Here is a 19,677-nt window from a genome sequence, read left to right as displayed (position 1 = left end):
CGATAGTGAGTTAGATCACTACGATGTTTTCAGCCTGGGGGCCTTTCTGGCCTTGAGTCACGGTGAACTCAACTTTCTGGCCTTCGATCAGGGTGCGGAAGCCGGAGCTGGAGATCGCGCTGAAGTGGGCGAAAACGTCCGGGCCGGACTGCTGCTCGATAAAGCCAAAGCCCTTGGATTCGTTGAACCACTTGACGGTGCCGGTAACTGTATTAGACATAACTAATTCCTGAAATTTAAACAGAGTATTGCCTACGGGAGGCGGGTGTTGCTTGGAGGTAAAGACTCTTGAAAACTGCAGGACGAGGTATTACGAGTAAAACAGCGAAGTAGCGGTATCAATAGAGGACTTTCTTTCTAGCAGCCGTCACATTACCCGCAAATGGCGGCGCTGTCTATAAATTGTTCAGCTTTTTTCCTGGCGCAGCTCACCGCCTGTGCCGGGGAGCCGCGCCAGTACTGTTAAGTCAGTCGAGCCGTCAGGCCGCGCGGGCTTCCGCTCGTGCCCGGTCCACCAGGTACTCGTCGTAGGTGCCCTGGAAGTCATACAGCCGCTGGTCCTTGATCTCCAGCACCCGGGTCGCCAGCGAAGAGACAAACTGGCGGTCGTGGCTGACGAAGATCAGGGTGCCCTCGTACTGGGACAGCGCTTTGTTCAGTGCCTCGATGGACTCCATATCCAGGTGGTTGGTGGGCTCGTCCATGACCAGCACATTGGTGTCCATCATCATCAGCTTGCCGAACAGCAGGCGGTTCTTTTCGCCACCGGAACAGACCCGGACCCTCTTGTTGGCGTCATCTGCGGTAAACAGCAGGCGGCCGAGTATGCCGCGGACTATCAGGTCATCGTGCTTGGGTGTGCGCCACTGGGACATCCACTCGAAGATGGTGAGGTCGTTGTCAAAGTCCGCGCTGCTGTCCTGTGGGCAGTAACCAATGGCGGCATTCTCGGACCACTTCACCACGCCGTTGTTCGCCTGCAGTTCGTCCACCAGGCAGCGCAGCAGGGTGGTCTTGCCCACGCCGTTCTCGCCGATCACCGCCAGGCGAGCACCGGCTTCCAGCAGCATCTCACCGCCGGCAAACAGCTGTTCGCCGTCAAAGCCATGGCCGATGCCCTCCAGGGTCAATGCCTGCCGGTGCAGTTTCCTGCACTGCTGGAAGGTGATGTAGGGTTTCACCCGGCTGGAGGGTTTCACCTCGTCCAGCTTGATCTTTTCCATCTTCTTGGCCCGCGAGCTGGCCTGCTTGGCCTTGGACGCGTTGGCGGAGAAGCGGTTTACAAAACTCTGCAGCTCTTCCAGTTCCGCGGTCTTTTTTGCGTTCTCCGCGTGCAGCTGTTCCTGGATCAAGGTGGAAGCCGCGACAAAGTCCTCGTAGTTGCCCGGGAAGATGCGCAGCTCGCCGTAATCGATATCCGCCATATGGGTGCAGACGGAATTGAGGAAATGGCGGTCGTGGGAAATGATGATCATGGTGGAGCGGCGCTGGTTCAGCACTTCCGCCAGCCAGTGGATCGTATGGATATCCAGGTTGTTGGTGGGCTCATCCAGCAGCAGGATATCCGGGTCTGCGAACAGTGCCTGGGCCAGCAGCACGCGCACCTTCCAGCCGGGTGCCACCTGCTTCATCAGGCCGAAATGCAGCGACTCCTGAATGCCCGCCTCCAGCAGGATCTCGCCGGCGCGGCTCTCGGCGCTGTAGCCGTCCAGTTCCGCGAACTGCACCTCCAGCTCCGCCACGCGCATGCCCTCTTCCTCACTCATTTCCGGCAGCGAGTAGATGCGGTCGCGCTCCTGCTTGATCGCCCACAGGCGGGCATCGCCCATGATGACCGCGTCGACCACCGAGTACTCCTCGAACGCAAACTGGTCCTGGCTCAGGATGCCCAGGGTGCAGCCGGGTTCCATGGACACATTGCCAGAGGTCGGCGCCAGCGCGCCGCTCAGGATCTTCATAAAGGTGGACTTGCCACAACCATTGGCCCCGATCAGGCCATAGCGATTGCCGTTGCCGAACTTGGCGGAGATGTTTTCAAACAGCGGCTGGGCACCAAACTGCATGGTGATGTTGGCGGTGGTGATCAAGAGCGTATTCCCGGGGGCTTTAAGGTGGGCGGTATCAGTGGGGTCCGCCATCGCAGGTGCGTAGGGCGGGCCGCGCACTATAAGGGCTGACGGGCGGGGTGTCGAGGAATTTGGCTATTAGTTGTACAGCCTGGAGTGTCGGAATCCGGGGCTGGTAGGGGCTTTCTAAGTAGTTGGGCCGGATATATCCGGGTCCCCGCACTCTGCAAGATTGCTATCCATCAAGCCATCGCGATGGCCAGGAGTCTCTCGGCCTGGCGGCGCAACTCGACCCGCAAGTCTGACGGCGTGAGAATATCGAAGGTAAATGGCAGTCGCACCAGCTGCGCCGCAAACCAGTTCAGGCAGCCGGTGTGCGCCCGCCATAACACGGAATCCCCTTTGGGGGTCAGCAGGCCCAGCTCGTCGCCGAGCACGGCGCTGGCATTTGCCAGGTCCGTATGCAGCAACAGCTCCACTTCAATGCCCGAATCCATGCTGGCAAAACTGCTGGTGAGATAAGCCGCAGCGTCAAAATCCTGTGGCCGTTGAAAAGGAACTTCCAGCCGGCGCAACTGCTGCATTCGGTCGAGGCGAAAGGTGCGGAGATCTGCGCGCAGGTGGCAGTGGCCCACCGCATACCAGCGACCGCGGCGGAACACCAGGCCATAAGGGTCGAACTCGCGCCGCGTCGCGCTCCCGTTACTGCTACCGCCGGTATAGTCGAATACCGTGCGGCATCGGTTCTGGGTAGCGGCGGCCAGGGTTGCCAGCGTGACACTGGCCGGCGCCGCCGTCGGCACCAGGTCCAGGGTGACGCTATCACCGAGCGCGCGCAGTTGCTGTTTCAGTTTCTGCGGCATGACCCGTTCCAACTTGGCCCGGGCACTGGCGACGGCGGTGGAGACCTCGCCCACACTGAGGCTGCTTGCCGCCAGCAGACCGAGAGAGATGGCCAGCGTCTCCTCGTTGGTGAACATCATCGGCGGTAGCTTGTAACCAGACACCAGCCGGTAACCGCCGTAGCGCCCGCGCTCGGCCATCAAGGGAATGCCAATCTCCTCAAGGGTCGCGATGTAGCGACGCAGCGTACGGCCGTCCACGCCGAGCATTTGCGCCAGTTCGCTACCACTGGCATTGCCATGGATCTGCAACAACTCCAGCAGTGCCAGCACCCGTGTCGTCGGATTCGACATCTCTTGCATCCCGAAAAATTTATTAGGGCGGAATATAGCCTATTTAACAACTACAGTGCTCTCGTTCCTGTCACAGGTCCTGACAACCGAAGAGAAATGAAGAGCAACGGAGAGCTGCTATGCAAGATGAAGTGATGTTCTATACCAACCCCCAGTCCCGCGGTCGTATTGCGCGCTGGATGCTTGAGGAAGTGGGCGCGCCCTATCGCACAGAGGTTCTCGAATATGGCGGTAGCATGAAAGCGCCCGCCTACCTGAAGATCAACCCGATGGGCAAAGTGCCGGCCATCGTGCACCGCGACCAGGTGGTGACGGAGAGCGCCGCCATCTGTGCCTATCTGGCGGAAGCCTTCCCGCAGGCGGGACTGGCCCCGCTGCCCGAAGAGCGCGCCAGTTACTACCGCTGGCTGTTCTTTGCCGCCGGACCGCTGGAGGCGGCGATTATCGACTTCAAGACATTCAGTGTGGAACCGGATGCGCAGCAGCAGATGACGGTGGGCTACGGCAGCTACGCGGCCGCGCTCGACAGTCTTTCCAGCTGGCTCAAGGGCCACACCTATGTAACGGGCGAGCGCTTTACCGCCGCCGACGTCTATGTGGGAGCTATGATCGTCTGGGGGATGGAATTCGGTACGATCGAAAAGCGGATCGAATTCATCGACTACGCGCAGCGGGCCACAGCGCGCGATGCCTATCACCGCGCCACGGAAAAAGATGATGCACTTGAGGCAACAGCCTGACGAAAAGACCCACCCCGACAGCTGTCACTGTGGCATGCGCTCATTAGGGAAGGGGGCATGAAGGAGATAGGCGGCGACTATGTCGCCGCCTATTTGTCGATGTGAGGAAGCGTTGACTACCGGCGAGCCTTAACGCAAACATACACCGAATTGGTCGATTCCCCACTCAGGAAAGGGTTATAGAAAGAGACTACATGTGAATCCACAGTCTCGAACACCGTTCGCAGCAATGCCTCAAAGTTCTCCTCCGGCAGGTTCTGCGACCACATGGCAAATACGCCCCCGGACTTCAGCTGCTCAGCCATCAGCGCTAGGTTTTCGGTGGTATAGAAGCCGGCATTGGCGGCATTCAGGTATTCGGTGGGGGAGTGGTCGATATCCAGCAGGATGGCATCGAACTTCTTCCCCGGGGTTGCTGGATCAAAGCCCGCCTCCGGGGCTGTGGCCAGGTCGAAGAAGCTGCCGTGCACATAGCGATTGCGTGCGTCGGCGTTGAGGATCTTGCCCAGGGGCACCAGTTCATTCTTATGCCAGCCGATGACCGTATCCAGCGCCTCCACCACCAGCAGCTCATCAATGCGCTCGTCCTTCAGTGCCGCCACGGCGGTATAGCCCAGGCCCAGCCCACCGACGACCACATCGAGCCTGTCGCCCTGCACGGCGGCCAGGCCTAGTGTAGACAGGGCCTCTTCTGCCTCCACAAACATACTCGACATCAGGAACTCGTCGCCCAGCTTCACCTCGTAGATATCCCTGTCCCCCAGTGCGGGAATGCGTCGCCTGCGCAGGGAGATTTCACCCAGGGGGGAGGGCTGGCTGTCGATTTCTTCAAAAAGGAGGGACATGGGGTGTTCCTAGGATATTTGCTGGGTTACGGCCGGCGGTTGAGCCAGATTATTCCATATTGAGCCGAGGCAGGTAACTGCCACCATCAGTGCCTGGCCTACATCTCCCGCAGCACATCCGTTGAGCGCCTGAGGATGTCGAAGCCGGGCGCCTTAGCCACTGCTCAGCAGGGTAATAGCGTTGGGGTAACTGACCATTGGAGAGTTAGAGTCGCGTAACCTTCAGGCGAGCTGCGATAAAGCTCCGCTTTATCGCTAAAAGTTGCGTTCTGCTACTCAGCCTGATGGGTAAAAAGTGGAAAAATAAAACAGTGCACAGCCCATCTGGCATCGCGAGTATTACCCGATAGACGATTAACTCCCGCCTGCACTGGTTAGATGATCAGCCCCTTCTCCTTCTTTTCTGGTCGGGTTGCACACTGGGTTAGTGCCTACTCTTCACACCTGTGGTACCAAAAATGGTGCCACATATCTAGATCATCCGGATTCTTATCAAAGACCACATCTCCATCATGAGTGGCGAATTTCAAAATGGAGACATGCCAGTCTGTTTCAGGAATGTAGTACATTTTTATTAGGTTTAGAGAGTTTTCTGTCCACTCCCTGTAAGTATCGCCCTTTACCTCAAAACGCAATACTTCGTCACCGAGTTTATTAGAATTATATTTCGCTTGATGGGACTCGAAATCATAAGAAAAATATTCCGTATCACATTTTTTGGGCTGCCAGGCCCACACACCCTCCAGGTATTTTTCGGCGTTAGCTTCTATTACAGGAACAGCTCTATAGAACTTCATCTTATCGTCGGTGCCATAGGAATAAATAAAAGTGTTGTCTTCAGCCGAGTCCACTTGCCTTAAAAAAGCACTGATTCGATCGGACCTGTCGGGATGCTGCTTTTCGCCAGGAAATATGCTTTTGTTGATTTTCTCACTTAGCCGTATCTCTTCTGTCCTGAGGTCGACAATGATTAACGGTTTAAAAGAGCCATCGGCCTTGAAGTTGTAGTAGCTGAACCAGATTCCTTCAAGTGCCAGTGCAATGCTGGGTAGTGCAAAAAGTAAGCTAGAGACGAAGTATTTCATTTTGTGGCCATGAGGTAACGTCATTCATAGTGAAAGCCTGGCGAGCTATACCCGGATATAATTTACGGTTTATAGCGTTGCTGTAGCGTTTTCAGGGCTCAGCGCCAGACTTTCGCCTGCCTCAATTTTTCTGCAAGGCGATCGGCGATATCGAAACGGGGCGCCTTCGCTGCGTTGGTCAGCAGGATGATGGCGTTGCCCTCTCTGGGATAGCTGAGCAGCAGGGACTTGTAACCACGTATACTGCCAGGGTGGCGAGCGATAAAGCGGCCATCCACCTCGTAGACCTGCCATCCCAGGCCGATGTGAATATCTCCCCATGTGGTCTTCACGCGCGGTTCCAGCATTTGTGAATAGCTGGCTCTGCTGAGCAGCCTGTTATCCTGGTTCAGGGTGGCCACCAGCCAGCGCCCCAGATCTCCGGCAGTGGAAACCACTCCTTCACTGGGGTAAAAGCTGGTATCGAAAGGCCGCCGCTGGGCTTCGGTCAGCACCTTGCCTTGATATGTTGGCGATACCTCGGGAGCGGTACCCTGTTGGCCGTCATAGTAGCCGCTGTGCCGCATGTTCACGGGCGTGAGTATGTGCTGCTGGATGTAATCAGGGAAAGCCTTGCTGCTAGCCCTGCTGATAATGGCTCCCAGGAGGTTAAAGCCGGTATCGCTGTATTCGAAGCCGTGCTCGGTACCAGTGATCTCCATCGCGGTATTGACCAGCGCGAAATAGGCTTGTTCCGTTCTCTGTTCTTCAGTGCCAACTGGCCGAACCAGGTCGCTCAGGCCCGAGCTGTGGGTGAGCAGTTGCCGGATGGTGATGGGGGATTGTTCGAAACCGGGCAGGTAATCCGCAATCGGGTCATCCAGGTCTAGCTTGCCAGCCTCAGCCAGCTGCATAATAGCCTGAGCTGCAAACAGCTTGGAGATGGAAGCGATACGGAACCTGGTATCCCCCGTGACTGGCACCTCTTGCTCCTGGTCCTCGTAGCCGGCCCCGCCCGTATAGACCAGCTCTCCAGACGCGATAACGGCGACGGAGAGTGCCGGAATCTCAAAGTCCCTGGCGATGGCATCAAGCTCGCGATCAAGGCCGGCGCCAGGCCCACCGTGACTGGCTGTTTCCATTGCCAAAGCTGGTGAACATAGCAGGGAGATCAGCAGCACTATCTTTCCCGTCAATCGCATGGTCTTACTTTTATCTCTTCTTCTTGTGTGGGCTTTCCGGGAATAGCTGGCAGAGAGGTTCAGAGCGCGTAGCGGCCTATATAGTGCGCGATGTCCTTGATGCGGGCCTTGCCGCTGAACTCAAACCTCACCCTGCCAACCTCGGAGAAATAGAGTTCCAGTTCGCTGTCGATATCGAGTGTACCCGAGGTCTCGATAGAGAAGGCGACGATATTCTTGTAAGGCAGGGAAGTGAAAGACCTCTTGCTGCCAGTGATGCCCTGGATATTGACCGCGATAATGCGCTTGCTGGTGAATACCACCCCGTCGCGCATGGACTTGAAAGCATCCAGCACTTCCTCGCCATCCATCAAAAGCTCGGATACTTTTTCAGCGTAGGAATGCTTCTGCTTGAGCTTGAAGATGGTCTTGTTTTCGAAATCGATCATGATGCCTTCCCCCTTGTACATATGCTGACTGGCCTGGGGCCAGAATCTGGATAATTACATGGAATTGCGCAAATAGAAATGACCTGGGTCGCGGATATAAAAGCCTGAAAATTAGGCTGCGCCTGTGCGCCTGTGCGCCTGTGCGCCTGTGCGCCTGTGCGCCTGATAGAGACTCCGTTTCCCCTTGGCGCACTCACCGACTACCGCCTGTCGCGCGCAAAGTCTGCCGATCTCCGCCGCCACTTGGGGCTGGAAAGATGAAATACGCGCCGCCTACCAGTGCATGCTGGAACCGGCACAGCAGGGCCCGGAACAGCGCTTCCGCGCACGGTGCCAGGCCGAACTGAAGGCCGGCTGAACCAGTCCGGAAAAAGCCAAAAAAAATTTCAGCCCATTGTCGAATACCAGCACTTCCGTTCGACTAACTATCAAGACGCATGAATTCAGCAGGGCAACCCGCAGTGCATCACAGTGGTCTGCTGCCCATTTGGGCACTATGGAGTTATTAATGAAAAGGCAAATAGATTGTTGACCCGCCTGCGCGATCATACACGCGACTGAGACAACCAACGGAACAAAGAACAGGGGAAACACCATGACTGGCACCGTAAATTTACATCGTATCCTGCGCGCCCCGACAGAGCGCGTGTATCGCGCCTTCCTGAATCCCCAGGCAATGGCCAAATGGCTGCCGCCGGATGGCTTTTACGCCAATTTCGACTACCTGGAGCCGGAGGTGGGCGGCACCTTCAGGGCCTCGTTTATCAACTTCAGCAATGGCCAGAGCCACTCTTTCGGCGGCGAATACCTGGAGTTGGTGGAGAACGAACGGATCCGCTACACCGACACCTTCGACAACCCGCATCTCCCCGGCACCATGCAGGTGACGGTGACCCTGAAGCCCGTGTCCTGTGGTACCGAGCTTAAGATCGTCGCGGAGGGCCTTCCCGCAATGATCCCGGTGGAAATGTGCTACCTGGGCTGGCAGGAGTCACTGCTGGCACTGGCCCGCCTGGTCGAACCGGAAATCAGTGAGTGATTTTTACCCGCTAAACATGCAATCGATACCACCAATGTAAGGAACGACAATGAAAAACTACCTCGCCATGTACCTCGGCACTCCCGGCTCAATGAAAGGATGGGAGCACCTGTCCGAAGAAGAGCGCCAGCAGCGCATCCAGGAAGGCATGGCCGCCTGGGGCGACTGGATGGAAACCCATAAGGACATCCTGGTGGAGTCCGGTGGACCGCTGGGCAAAACCAAGCGTATTGACTCCGCCGGCATCACCGACACCAGTAATAACATGACCGGCTATGTCATTATCAAGGCGGACAGCCACGACGCCGCGGCAAAGCTATTTGAGCACCACCCGCATTTCAGTATCTTTCCCGGTGACTGCGTGGAAGTGATGGAGTGTATGCCGATTCCGACCCCATAGAGCCTCCCGCTTTGGGGTCATGAGTTTAAAAGGGGCCACTGTTATTGCAGGAGTTCGAATGCGGTGGCCAGCCTGAAACCAGGCAAGGGGGTTATTCGCCCCGATACTGGCAAAGGGAAAAAACCTTCAATCCCTGTTGCCCGAGCTTTTCACTGCCCCCCAGGTCCGGCAAGTCAATAATCGCACAGGCCTCGACAACTTCCGCCCCCAGTCTGCTGATCAGGCTGCTGGCTGCCAGCAGGGTGCCGCCGGTGGCAATCAGGTCATCCACCAGGATAACCCGGTCCCCGGCCCGCAGGGCGTCGGCATGCAGTTCAACTTCGGCAGTGCCGTATTCCAGCTGGTAGCTTTCGGTAATGGTGTCAAAGGGCAGCTTGCCCTTCTTGCGCACAGGAACAAAGCCGGTTTTCAGTTCATAGGCGAGTGGGGCACCCAGGATAAAGCCCCTGGCATCCACACCGACCACCGCGCTGATATCGGCGTCAAAATAGCGCTGCACGAGGGTATCTATCACACAGCGGAAGGCCCGGGCATTTTCCAGCAGGGTAGTAATGTCCCGGAACTGCACACCGGGTTCGGGCCAGTCGGGGATGGTGCGTATATACGATTTTGGGTCAAAGCCCTGGCTCATTATTAACCTTCGATATGCAGAGAATGATCTTGGAAGGACTAACTGTACTGGCTTGGCGGGTAGGGTCAATATGGACGGGAATGTCCTGGCCCATTGCCTCGCCTGGCTTGCTGTTATTGAGCCGGTTCTTACGGGGGGAGTATTCAGGCGGGGATTGTGCCTTTTTCGCCAGGGAGGCAGGCCGTTGATTTGGCCAGGTTAATTCTTTCCCCGGTGTTGTTGTCAGCTTTTCCCCCAGGGATTGTCGCTGCTGAAGGTGGCCAGGTAGAGCTGCTCCACTTTAGTCCGTGCCCAGGGGGTCCTGCGCAGGAACTTGAGGCTGGACTTCACCGACGGGTTACTCTTGAAGCAATTGATATCGATGCGTTCGGCCAGCCCCTCCCAGCCATAGTGCTCTTCCAGCTCCTCGACGATAGTGGCGAGCTTGATGCCGTGGAGGGGGTTGTTGGGCTGGGATTGCTGCATAGGGGTTTGGTGACGATCCTAGCTTATCGGGTGGTTTGCCGTCTTTCGGGTAGAGTGCTCAGTATAGACAGCCGGGCCCTTAACGCGAAATACAAGGTCAGTAATCGTGCGGGCTGCGAATCACCTGACGGGCCCGGGAGCGCAGGCCTTCCAGGTCGTCCGGGTCCATTCTGTCCAGGGTACTCAACATCATCGCCATCCGCTGGTTCCCCGCAAAGTGTTCCCGCTTCTCAGCCAGGAAATTCCAGTACAGGCTGTTAAATGGGCAGGCGTCCTCGCCGGTCTTTTCCTTCACGTTATAGCGGCAGCCCTTGCAGTAGTTGCTCATCTTGTCGATATAGCTGCCGCTGCTGACGTAGGGCTTGGTGGCTACCAGGCCGCCATCAGCGAACTGGCTCATGCCGCGGGTATTGGTGATCTCCACCCACTCGATGGCATCGATATAGATGCCCAGGTACCAGGCGTCCACCTGGTCAGGGTGCACACCCAGCAGCAGGGCGAAGTTGCCGGTGATCATCAGGCGCTGGATATGGTGGGCGTAGGCGTGGTCCAGGCTGTTTTTGATGGCGTGGTGCAGGCAGTTCATCTGTGTGTCGCCGGTCCAGTAAAACCCGGGCAGGTCCTTTTGATTGTCGAGCCGGTTGCAGCGGGCATAGCCGGGCATCTCCTTCCAGTAGATACCGCGCATGTACTCCCGCCAGCCGAGGATCTGCCGCACGAAGCCCTCCACCTCGTTCAGTGAGATACTGGACTTGTTGTCTTGCCAGTGTTCGATCACCGCCTGGATCACTTCCATCGGGTGCAGCAGCTTGCTGTTCATGGCGAAGCTCAGGCGACTGTGGAACAGGTAGACCTGGTCCGGATCCATGGCATCCTGGTAGTCACCGAAGTGGACTAAAAGATGCTCGCAGAAGTAGCGCAGTACCTTGAGGCAGTCTGCGCGGGTTGTGGGCCAGTTGAAGTTCTGCGGGTCGATATTGCCGAAGGTTGTTACCCCGGCGGTCTCGATGCGCTTCAGGGTCTTGCGTACGTCCTTGCGAAAGCCCTTCTCGTGGGGGATCTGCGGCTGGCCCTTCCACTTCCTGCGGTTGCTCTGGTCGAAGTTCCACTTGCCACCTTCAGGCTTGCCGTTGTCCGTCATCAGCACATCGTGCTTCTTGCGCATATGCCGGTAGAAGCTCTCCATCAGCAGCGACTTTTTACCCTCGAAGAACTCCGCCAGCTCATTGCGGCCGGTGATGAAGTGCTCGGTATCGAAGGCTTCACACTCGATGCTCAGGTCGTCCGCCAGCTGTTTCAGTTGCTGGTCCAGGCGGTATTCGTCCGGCAGCTGGTATTCGAACTTTTCGATAGCGCGCTCCTCCACCAGCGCGGCGATATTGGTGCCCAGCTTCTGGGTATTGTTCTTGCCGTCCAGTTTGTAGTGCACCACCTTCTTGCCCTGGTCCCGCAGCCAGCCGGCGAAGGCTTCCATGGCCTCGAAGAAGGCCACCACTTTCTGGATATGGTGCTTGGTGTAGTCGGTCTCCTGGCGCATCTCGGCGATGAAATACAGGGTGTCGTCATCGTCGTTCCTGTACCAGCTGTGCTTGTGGTTCAGCTGGTCACCGAGGATCAGTCGCAGTCTTTTCATGCTTGCCCTGTGTGGGGTTAGTCGTTGCCGGGTAGCCACAGCCGGCGATAGTCCCCGTCCGGGTCGTAGCGGTCTGCCTGGCTGTCGATATTGAAGTGGCGGTCGCGCGGGTCGTTGCCAACGCCGCTGTTGTACATCCAGTTGCCGTAATTGCTGTGCACGTCGTAGTCCAGCAGCAGGCTCTCGAAGTAGGCGGCGCCGATGCGCCAGTCCTGCTGGCGCTCGCGGGCAAAGTAGCTGGCCACATTCTGCCGGCCGCGGTTACTCATCCAGCCGGTGGTGGCGATTTCGCGCATATTGGCATTGACGAAGTCGTACCCGGTCTCGCCGTTGATCCAACGCTGTACCTCTTCCGGGTCGCGGTGCCAGTCGTACTGTTCCTGCAGGATGCCGCCCTGCTGGAAGATGCGGTCGCCGTGCTTCAGGCTCACGTAGCGGAAGAAGTCCCGCCACAGCAGTTCGAATACCAGCCAGTAGGTATCCTCGTTGGCAGTTACGTCCCGTTCGAACTGTTGGACCTGTTGGTATACCTGCCGCGCCGACAAACTGCCGTTGGCGAGCCAGGGGGACAGCTTGGAGCTGTACTCGGTGCCGATCATGCCGTTGCGGGTGTGCTTGTAGCGGGCCAGGTTCTCGGTGTCCCAGAAGTATTCCTGGATGCGCTGGCGGGCGGCCAGCTCGCCGCCATCGAAGGGAAATGCGCTGCGCGGGTCGGGGGTAAAGTCCTCGAGGCCCAGGTCAGCCAGAGTGGGCAGCGGGGCCCCGGCGGCTGCCTGGTTTTCCCGGGGCATCGGCGTCGGGCGGGGCAGGCAGTCGCGCACCTGCCAGTCCGCTTCGCAGGCCTTGCGGAACCCGGTAAACACGCGAGGAAGTTCTTCCGTAGCGAAGGGCACGTCGTCCGGGTGCAGCAAGAACTGGTCGAAGTATCGGTGTGGCGTGACCAGGGCCATACCCTCGGCTCGCATCACTGCGGTTTCCACCCGCCGGTCGTCCCGGGTCCACTCATGCTGCAGGTACAGGTCGGAGACACCGGCCTTGCGTACCAGTGCCGGGATCACGGCTTCCGGGTAATCGTCGCGCACCAGCAGGGTGATATTCAGGCTGGCCAGCTGTGCGCGCAGTTCGGCCAGGGTCTGCAGGAGGAAGCGCGCGCGGAATTTTTCCGTGCGCCGGAAGCCATACCGGTCGCGCTGGAACTGGCGCGGGTCCAGGCAGTAGACGGCCCGCACCTGCCGGCCCCGCCGCCGGGCGTCGTTACAGGCGGCGGTCAGTGCGGCGTTATCCGCGGTACGCAGGTCGTTGCGGAACCAGACCAGGTTCACTCGGGGTCGGCCTCCCTGCCGTCGCTGTCTTGCCTCGTTCGCTGTCCCCGCTGGCGTTGGCGGCGACAGCGCTCACTGCACTATTTCACCTGTTCCCAACAGTTGGCCCATTTCCTTCTCCAGCAGAACCGCAGCCCGCACACCGGGCAGGTCTTCTCCGGCAGGTGGGGTTTGCGGTGGGCCATGGCGATGTGCCCAGGCTCAGGCGATCACGCCCTGGCTGCGCAGCGCCTCGATCTCCTCACCATCGTAGCCCAGGTCACGCAGCAGCTCGCGGGTATGGCTGCCGAGCGGGGCGCCGGCTACATGCCGGCGGGGTTTGGCGCTGCCGAATGACAGTGGTGTATTGACCTGGTGCAGGGTCTCGCCGTTGGGGAGTTCCGCGTCGCACAGCATCTCGCGTTCCTGCATCAGGACGCTCTGGGATGCCTCGAGGAAACCCAGCACCGGCTCCACGCAGGCGTCACAGCCCTCAAACACCCGCATCCAGTGGTCCAGCGGGCGGCTGGCGATAACCTCGCTGATATCGCGTTTCAGGGCGTGCTGCTGGTCCGGCTGTAACACCCGCTCTATCCACTCCCCGTAGCCGATGCCGTGGAAGAACTGCTCGGCGAACTGGGGCTCGAGGCTGCCCACCGACAGGTAGCGGTCGTCGGCAGTGCGGTAGTAATCGTAGTAGCTGCCGCCATTGAGCAGCTCGCCACCCAGTTGTGGTTCACCGGCACCGGCAAGGGCATTGGCGGCGCTGATGGCATTCAGGGCGAAGGCGCAGTCGGTCATGCTGATATCCACATGGCTCCCCTTGCCGGTTTTCTCGCGCTGGTACACGGCGGCAAGGATGCCCATCACCGCGTGGTGCGAGCCGCCAGCGATATCCGCCAGCTGGGTACCGCTGAGCGTGGGGCCGCTGTCGGCGCGGCCCGAGTAGCTCGCCAGTCCCGACAGGGCCAGGTAGTTGATGTCGTGCCCGGCACGGCCCTTCATCGGGCCGGTCTGGCCGTAGCCGGTGACGGAGCAGTAAACCAGGTCCTTGCGCATCTTGCGCAGGGTACTGTAACCCAGGCCCAGTCGGTCCATCACGCCGGGGCGGAACTGTTCCAGCACCACGTCATATTCGGTCAGCAGGCGCCTGATGATTTCACCGGCGCGCTCACTCTTCAGGTCCAGCGCCAGGGATTTCTTGTTGCGATTGATACTGGCATGGGCGGCAGAAACCTTTTCCGCTCCCGGGCCATTGCCCCCCACCATCGGAGGCAGTCCGCGCAGCATGTCGGGGCGGCTGGGTGACTCGATTCGCAGCACCTCGGCGCCCATGTCCGCCAGCAGCATGCTGGCGTAGGGGCCCGGCAGCAGGGTGGAGAAATCCAGGACTTTCAGGCCGTTCAGGGGGCCGTCAATTTTATGCATGGTTTTTCCCTTCGGGGGTTGCCCGGGCCGGTGTGTATTGATTCTCTGCGGAGAATTGGCTGTCGCTATTTCCAGCCTGGTCATTCGTGCGTCCGGTTCCGGTTTTCTTTCCGGGCAGGGCGAACACAAGGTTCGCCCCTACGGTGAATGGAAACCACCGGGATTTTCGGGTGGTATGTACGCCGTAGGGGCGGATCTTGTATCCGCCCGGTTCCGTCGTTCCTACCGGGCAGGGTGAACACAGGGTTGCCCCTACGGTGAGTGGAAACCACCGGGATTGCCCGGTGGTATGTGCGCCGCAGGGGCGGATCTTGTATCCGCCCGTTTTGCGATTCCCGTCAGTTTTTCACCAGGTCGCGGCCGATAATCAGTTTCATGATTTCGTTGGTGCCGGCGTAGATGCGCTGTACGCGGGCGTCGGCCCAGGCGCGCGCGATGGGATATTCCCACATATAGCCGTAGCCGCCGTGCAGCTGTACGCATTCGTCCAGCAGCTTGCACTGGAAATCCGTGGCCAGCAGCTTGGCTTTGGCAGCGGTAGGCACGTCGAGTTTTTTCTCGTAGTGCAGCTCCAGGCAGCGGTCCACGAATACCCGCAATGCAGTGAGTTCGCTGGACAGCTCCGCCAGCTTGAACTGGGTGTTCTGGAAGCTGGCAATGGGCCGGCCAAAGGCCTTGCGCTCACGTACATAGTCAATGGTCCACTGCAGCCCCGCCTCGGCATTGGCGATGGCGCCGATGGCCACGCCCAGGCGCTCCTGCGGCAGCTCCTGCATCAGGTAGATGAAGCCCTGGCCCTCGCCGCCCAGCAGGTCCTCTGCCGGCACACGCACATCGTCGAAGAACAGCTCCGAGGTGTCCTGGGCTTTCATGCCGATTTTTTCCAGGTTGGTGCCTTTCTTGAAGCCGGGCAGGCTGGTGTCCACCAGCAGCAGGCTGACGCCACTGGCACCCTCGTCGGGATTGGTCTTGGCCACCACGATCACCAGTTCGGCATGCTGGCCGTTGGTGATAAAGGTCTTGGAGCCGTTCAGCACATAGTGGTCGCCGTCGCGGATGGCGGTGGTGCGCACATTCTGCAGGTCGGAGCCGGTGCCGGGTTCGGTCATGGCAATTGCGGTAACAATTTCACCGCTGATGCACTTGGGCAGGTATTTCTGTTTCTGTTCCTCGGAACCGTAATTGGCGATGTAGGGCACGGCGATATCCGAGTGCAGGCCCCAGCCGATGCCGGTGAGGCCCAGGCGCGAGATCTCTTCGTCGATAATGGCGTTGTAGCCGAAGTCCAGTTCCAGGCCGCCGTAGGCCTCGGGCACCTGCGGGCACAGGAAGCCCATTTCGCCGGCCTTGTTCCACAGGGCGCGGTCCACCTGACCTTCTTTTTCCCATTGGGCATGGTGGGGCACGGCCTCGTTTTCGAGGAATTTGCGCACGGTATCGCGGAACTGTTCGTGCTCGGTGTTGAAGACTGTTCTCGGGATCATTTTGTTTCTCCGCCTTTGTTAAGCGTGATCTGTCTCTTTGTGTAGGAGCGGCCGCTGGCCGCGATTAATCGTGCAACCTGCCTACCTATCGCGGCCATGGGCCGCTCCTACAACAAGGGAATCCTGTCTGGTTTATTCGTCGGTGATGGGTTGGTTGGATTGCGCCATTTCCCGTAGCAGGGCCGGCGGGGCAAAGCGATCGCCGTACTTTTCCGCCAGCGTGTCGGCCCGCTGGCAGAATTCTGTCGGCCCATACTGGTTGATGTACTGCAGCGCCCCGCCGGTCCAGGGTGGGAAGCCGATACCGAAGATGGAACCGATATTGGCATCGCGCACACTGCGCAGTACCTGCTCCTCGTAGCAGCGCAGTGTCTCGATGGCCATGATAAACAGCAGCCGCTCTTTCACGTCTTCATAGGGCGGCTGTTCGCCCTGGGGGTATTCGCCGGCCAGGCCGGTCCACAGGTGTTTCCTGCCCTCCTCGGGATAGGTATAGAAGCCCTTGCCCGCGGCCTTGCCGGCACGGCCCAGTTCCAGCATATGGTCGATCACCTTGTCCGCCGGGTGCGAAGGTGGTGTCTTGCCCTCGCGCTCCAGGTCGGCAATGGTCTGCTGGCGGATCTTGCCCATCAGGGTGAGCGACACCTCGTCGCTCACCGCCAGGGGGCCCACCGGGAAACCGGAGAAGCTGGCGGCGTTCTCGATGGTGGCCGGGTTCACACCCTCGCCCAGCATGGCGATACCCTCGTTGGTAAAGCAGCCGAATACCCGCGAGGTGAAAAAGCCGCGGCTGTCGTTGACCACGATGGGGGTCTTGCCGATCTGCAGCACGAACGCAAAAGCGCGGGCCAGGGTCTCGTCGCCGGTCCGCTCGCCGCAGATGATTTCCACCAGTGGCATCTTGTCCGCCGGCGAGAAGAAATGCAGGCCGATAAAGTTCTTCGGCCGGGCAGAGGCTTCCGCCAGCCCGGTGATGGGTAAGGTGGAAGTGTTGGAGGCAAAGACCGCGCTGTCTGCCAGTACGGATTCCGCCTCGGCGGTGACACTGGCTTTCAGTTCCCGGTTTTCGAAAACCGCCTCGATCACCAGCTCGCAGCCGTCCAGGTCGGCTGCCTTTGCTGTGGGATGGATGCGGTCGAGGATGTCAGTCATGCGCTGCTCATCCATGCGGCCGCGCTCGACGCGCTTGCGCAGGGATTTTTCCGCGTAGCCCTTGCCCTTGTCGGCAGCCTCCTGCGAGACATCTTTCAGTACCACCTCGACGCCTTTCATCGTGCAGGCGTAGGCGATACCCGCTCCCATCATGCCGGCACCGAGGATGCCGACCTTTTTCACCGGTTCGGCCTTGATGTCGCGCGCCGCCGGCGGCAGGGATGCGCCGGCCTTGACCGCGTTGAGGCCGAACCAGAAGGTGCCAATCATGTTCTTGGCCACCTGGCCGCAGGTGAGCTCGACAAAATAGCGCGACTCGATGCGGGTGGCGGTGTCGAAATCCACCTGGGAGCCTTCGACCACCACCGACAGTATCGCCTCAGGCGCCGGGAAAACCCCCTTGGTTTTCTGTTCCAGCATCGCCGGTGCGACAACGAGCAGCTGCGCATTCTTCGGGTTTTTGGCGTCGCCGCCGGGCATACGGTAGCCGGGCTGGTCCCAGGGTTGCTGGACCGGCTCGTCGCGGTTGGCAAGGATAAAGTCGCGGGCGTGAGCCAGCAGCTGGTCGGGATTTTCGGCCAGCTGGTGCACCAGCCCGGCATCCAGCGCCTGTTGCGGTCCCACCTGCTTGCCTTCCATCAGGAATGGCAGGGCGGCCTGCATGCCGAGCAGGCGGGGCATGCGCACGCAGCCACCGCCGCCGGGCAGCAGGCCCAGGGTGACTTCCGGCAGGCCGATCTTCACCCTGCGGTCGTTGAGAGCAATACGGTGGTGACAGGCCAGGGCCAGTTCCCAGCCGCCGCCCAGCGCGGCACCGTTGATGGCGGCCACCACCGGCTTGCCCTGGGTCTCCAGCCAGCGCAGGTCGGCCTTCAGCTGCTGGCAGCCATCGAAGAATTGCTGCGCCTCTTCCTGCCTGGCGGCGTAGAGGCCGTTCAGGTCGCCGCCCGCGAAGAAGGTGTTTTTTGCCGAGCGCAGGATGATGCCGGCGAAGTCCTCGCCATCCAGTTGCTGCACGGCTTCATGCAGCGAATCGGTGAAGTCCCCGTCCATCACGTTGGCGGATGCGTTGGGGTTATCCAGGACCAGGTGGACAATATTGTCGTTGTCTCTCTCGATGCGGATAGATTTCATTGTTCTTGTTCTCCCTTGTGTCCCAGGCTTAAACACGCTCGATGATGGTGGCCACACCCATACCGCCGCCCACGCACAGTGTGGTGAGGCCGTAGCGGAGCTGGCGCTGTTCCAGTTCGTCCAGCAGTGTGCCGATCAGCATCGCGCCGGTGGCACCCAACGGGTGACCCATGGCGATGGAGCCACCATTGACGTTGATTTTTCCCGGGTCGATATCCAGTTCGCGCTGGAAGCGCATCACCACTGCGGCGAAAGCCTCGTTCACCTCGAACAGGTCGATATCATCTGCTGATAACCCGGCTACCCGCAGGGCCTTGACCGTGGCCGGTGCCGGCCCGGTAAGCATGATGGTGGGATCGGTGCCCACCACGGCGGCGGACACGATGCGCGCGCGTGGCTTGAGCCCCAGGTTTTTACCCGCCTGCTCGCTGCCCACCAGTACGGCGGTGGCGCCGTCGACGATGCCGGAAGAGTTACCCGCGGTGTGCACATGATTGATGGCTTCCACCTGTGGGTAGCGTGCCTTTGCCACCGTGTCGAAACCGAACTCGCCCATGCCGGCGAAGGAGGGTTTCAACTGGCCCAGGCCTTCCATGGAGGTGTCCGGGCGCACCAGCTGGTCGCGATCGAGGATAGTGAGGCCGTTCTGGTCCCGTACCGGGATCACGGATTTGCCGAAGGCGCCGCGTTCCCAGGCGGCAGCGGCTTTCTGCTGTGAGTGCAGCGCAAAGGCATCCACGTCCTCGCGGCTGAAGCCGCCCAGGGTGGCGATCAGGTCGGCGCCAATACCCTGCGGCGCGAAGCCGGTATCCAGTGCCGTGCGCGGATCCGCCGCCCATGCACCGCCGTCGCTGCCCATGGGCACCCGCGACATGGATTCCACCCCGCCTGCCACCACCAGCTCTTCCCAGCCGGAGCGCACCTTGGCCCCGGCCAGGTTGACGGCCTCGGCGCCGGAGGCGCAGAAGCGGTTCAGGGTCACGCCGCCAATATTCCAGTCCCAGCCGGCGGCCAGGGCGGCGGTCTTGGCGATATCCGCGCCCTGGTCGCTGACGGGGGTGACGCAGCCCATGACCACATCGTCCACGGCGGCGGTGTCCAGGTCGGTGCGTTGCTGCAGTTCCCGCAACAGGTCGGAAAGCAGGGTGACCGGCTTCACTTCGTAGAGTGCGCCGCCGGGCTTGCCCTTGCCGCGGGGGGTGCGGATGGCGTCGTAGATAAAAGCTTCGTTCATCGTTTCGCTGGGCATAGTGGGTGCCTCTTTATTATTGGACTGCCTCTTACATTAGCCCCATCCCGGTGGCGCGCAATGATAAAAAGCGTCAGGGGGCGTGACTGCCGCGACACCAGCGCCGGATTCTTCACCGCAGTCGGAATCGGCGGGCCGGGATCATGGGCGCACCTGGCGCTCCAGGCATTTTGTTATTCAAAATCGAACTAATGTAGAACGTTAGCTGCTTTACACTCAT

At 59.7% G+C, this 19,677-nt stretch carries 19 protein-coding genes; 3 read left to right on the top strand and 16 right to left on the bottom strand.

Annotation, left to right across the window (positions count from 1 at the left end):
* Nucleotides 1-10: 10 nt before the first annotated feature.
* From LVE68_RS08525 to LVE68_RS08515, 3 genes are all read right to left on the bottom strand, one after another.
* On the bottom strand, nucleotides 11-220 hold the full coding sequence (locus LVE68_RS08525) for a cold-shock protein (protein ID WP_233006605.1): 210 nt from the start codon (nucleotides 218-220) through the stop codon (nucleotides 11-13).
* 259 nt (nucleotides 221-479) lie between these two features.
* Entirely contained in the window at nucleotides 480-2,087 is a 1,608-nt protein-coding gene (locus LVE68_RS08520) for an ABC-F family ATPase (RefSeq protein ID WP_233006604.1), read from the bottom strand.
* A gap of 221 nt (nucleotides 2,088-2,308) precedes the next feature.
* Complete coding sequence (locus tag LVE68_RS08515; RefSeq protein ID WP_233006603.1) at nucleotides 2,309-3,262, bottom strand: helix-turn-helix transcriptional regulator; 954 nt, start codon at nucleotides 3,260-3,262, stop codon at nucleotides 2,309-2,311.
* A 119-nt stretch (nucleotides 3,263-3,381) separates the two neighbouring features.
* On the opposite strand from LVE68_RS08515, the gene LVE68_RS08510 reads away from it, so the two are divergent.
* Nucleotides 3,382-4,002, top strand: a complete 621-nt coding sequence (locus LVE68_RS08510) for a glutathione S-transferase family protein (RefSeq protein ID WP_233006602.1) — start codon at nucleotides 3,382-3,384, stop codon at nucleotides 4,000-4,002.
* A 116-nt stretch (nucleotides 4,003-4,118) separates the two neighbouring features.
* On the opposite strand, the gene LVE68_RS08505 is transcribed toward LVE68_RS08510, so the two are convergent.
* The 4 genes from LVE68_RS08505 to LVE68_RS08490 form a co-directional block, all read right to left on the bottom strand.
* On the bottom strand, nucleotides 4,119-4,847 hold the full coding sequence (locus LVE68_RS08505; RefSeq protein ID WP_233006601.1) for a spermidine synthase: 729 nt from the start codon (nucleotides 4,845-4,847) through the stop codon (nucleotides 4,119-4,121).
* Nucleotides 4,848-5,278: 431 nt separating this feature from the next.
* A complete protein-coding gene (locus LVE68_RS08500) occupies nucleotides 5,279-5,932 on the bottom strand; it encodes a hypothetical protein (protein ID WP_233006600.1) in 654 nt (217 codons plus the stop codon).
* A 98-nt stretch (nucleotides 5,933-6,030) separates the two neighbouring features.
* Nucleotides 6,031-7,053, bottom strand: a complete 1,023-nt coding sequence (locus LVE68_RS08495) for a serine hydrolase domain-containing protein (protein ID WP_233006599.1) — start codon at nucleotides 7,051-7,053, stop codon at nucleotides 6,031-6,033.
* 119 nt (nucleotides 7,054-7,172) lie between these two features.
* Nucleotides 7,173-7,541, bottom strand: a complete 369-nt coding sequence (locus LVE68_RS08490) for a PH domain-containing protein (RefSeq protein WP_233006598.1) — start codon at nucleotides 7,539-7,541, stop codon at nucleotides 7,173-7,175.
* 595 nt (nucleotides 7,542-8,136) lie between these two features.
* On the opposite strand from LVE68_RS08490, the gene LVE68_RS08485 reads away from it, so the two are divergent.
* Both LVE68_RS08485 and LVE68_RS08480 read left to right on the top strand, forming a co-directional pair.
* A complete protein-coding gene (locus LVE68_RS08485; protein ID WP_233006597.1) occupies nucleotides 8,137-8,580 on the top strand; it encodes an SRPBCC family protein in 444 nt (147 codons plus the stop codon).
* Between the two features lie 49 nt (nucleotides 8,581-8,629).
* Nucleotides 8,630-8,980: a YciI family protein gene (locus LVE68_RS08480; protein ID WP_233006596.1), complete on the top strand. Its 351-nt coding sequence runs from the start codon at nucleotides 8,630-8,632 to the stop codon at nucleotides 8,978-8,980.
* A gap of 91 nt (nucleotides 8,981-9,071) precedes the next feature.
* Here LVE68_RS08480 and LVE68_RS08475 read toward each other — a convergent pair whose 3' ends face one another.
* From LVE68_RS08475 to LVE68_RS08435, 9 genes are all read right to left on the bottom strand, one after another.
* Complete coding sequence (locus LVE68_RS08475) at nucleotides 9,072-9,611, bottom strand: adenine phosphoribosyltransferase (RefSeq protein WP_233006595.1); 540 nt, start codon at nucleotides 9,609-9,611, stop codon at nucleotides 9,072-9,074.
* A gap of 222 nt (nucleotides 9,612-9,833) precedes the next feature.
* A complete protein-coding gene (locus LVE68_RS08470) occupies nucleotides 9,834-10,076 on the bottom strand; it encodes a VF530 family DNA-binding protein (protein WP_233006594.1) in 243 nt (80 codons plus the stop codon).
* A 97-nt stretch (nucleotides 10,077-10,173) separates the two neighbouring features.
* Nucleotides 10,174-11,709: a cryptochrome/photolyase family protein gene (locus LVE68_RS08465; protein WP_233006593.1), complete on the bottom strand. Its 1,536-nt coding sequence runs from the start codon at nucleotides 11,707-11,709 to the stop codon at nucleotides 10,174-10,176.
* A gap of 17 nt (nucleotides 11,710-11,726) precedes the next feature.
* The gene (locus LVE68_RS08460) at nucleotides 11,727-13,031 is read right to left on the bottom strand and encodes a DASH family cryptochrome (RefSeq protein WP_233006592.1); all 1,305 of its coding nucleotides are present in this window, start codon (nucleotides 13,029-13,031) and stop codon (nucleotides 11,727-11,729) included.
* An 80-nt stretch (nucleotides 13,032-13,111) separates the two neighbouring features.
* Complete coding sequence (locus LVE68_RS08455) at nucleotides 13,112-13,216, bottom strand: DUF2256 domain-containing protein (protein WP_233006591.1); 105 nt, start codon at nucleotides 13,214-13,216, stop codon at nucleotides 13,112-13,114.
* Nucleotides 13,217-13,232: 16 nt separating this feature from the next.
* Nucleotides 13,233-14,438, bottom strand: coding sequence for a CaiB/BaiF CoA transferase family protein (locus tag LVE68_RS08450; protein WP_233006590.1), 1,206 nt, complete (start codon nucleotides 14,436-14,438; stop codon nucleotides 13,233-13,235).
* A gap of 338 nt (nucleotides 14,439-14,776) precedes the next feature.
* On the bottom strand, nucleotides 14,777-15,922 hold the full coding sequence (locus tag LVE68_RS08445; RefSeq protein ID WP_233006589.1) for an acyl-CoA dehydrogenase family protein: 1,146 nt from the start codon (nucleotides 15,920-15,922) through the stop codon (nucleotides 14,777-14,779).
* Between the two features lie 132 nt (nucleotides 15,923-16,054).
* Nucleotides 16,055-18,208, bottom strand: a complete 2,154-nt coding sequence (locus tag LVE68_RS08440) for a 3-hydroxyacyl-CoA dehydrogenase NAD-binding domain-containing protein (RefSeq protein ID WP_233006588.1) — start codon at nucleotides 18,206-18,208, stop codon at nucleotides 16,055-16,057.
* A 28-nt stretch (nucleotides 18,209-18,236) separates the two neighbouring features.
* The gene (locus LVE68_RS08435) at nucleotides 18,237-19,457 is read right to left on the bottom strand and encodes an acetyl-CoA C-acetyltransferase (RefSeq protein WP_233006587.1); all 1,221 of its coding nucleotides are present in this window, start codon (nucleotides 19,455-19,457) and stop codon (nucleotides 18,237-18,239) included.
* Nucleotides 19,458-19,677 lie beyond the last annotated feature (220 nt).

It is taken from the genome of Microbulbifer sp. YPW16, assembly GCF_021290385.1.
GTDB lineage: Bacteria > Pseudomonadota > Gammaproteobacteria > Pseudomonadales > Cellvibrionaceae > Microbulbifer > Microbulbifer zhoushanensis.
This window is presented reverse-complemented; position numbering and strand designations above follow the sequence as displayed.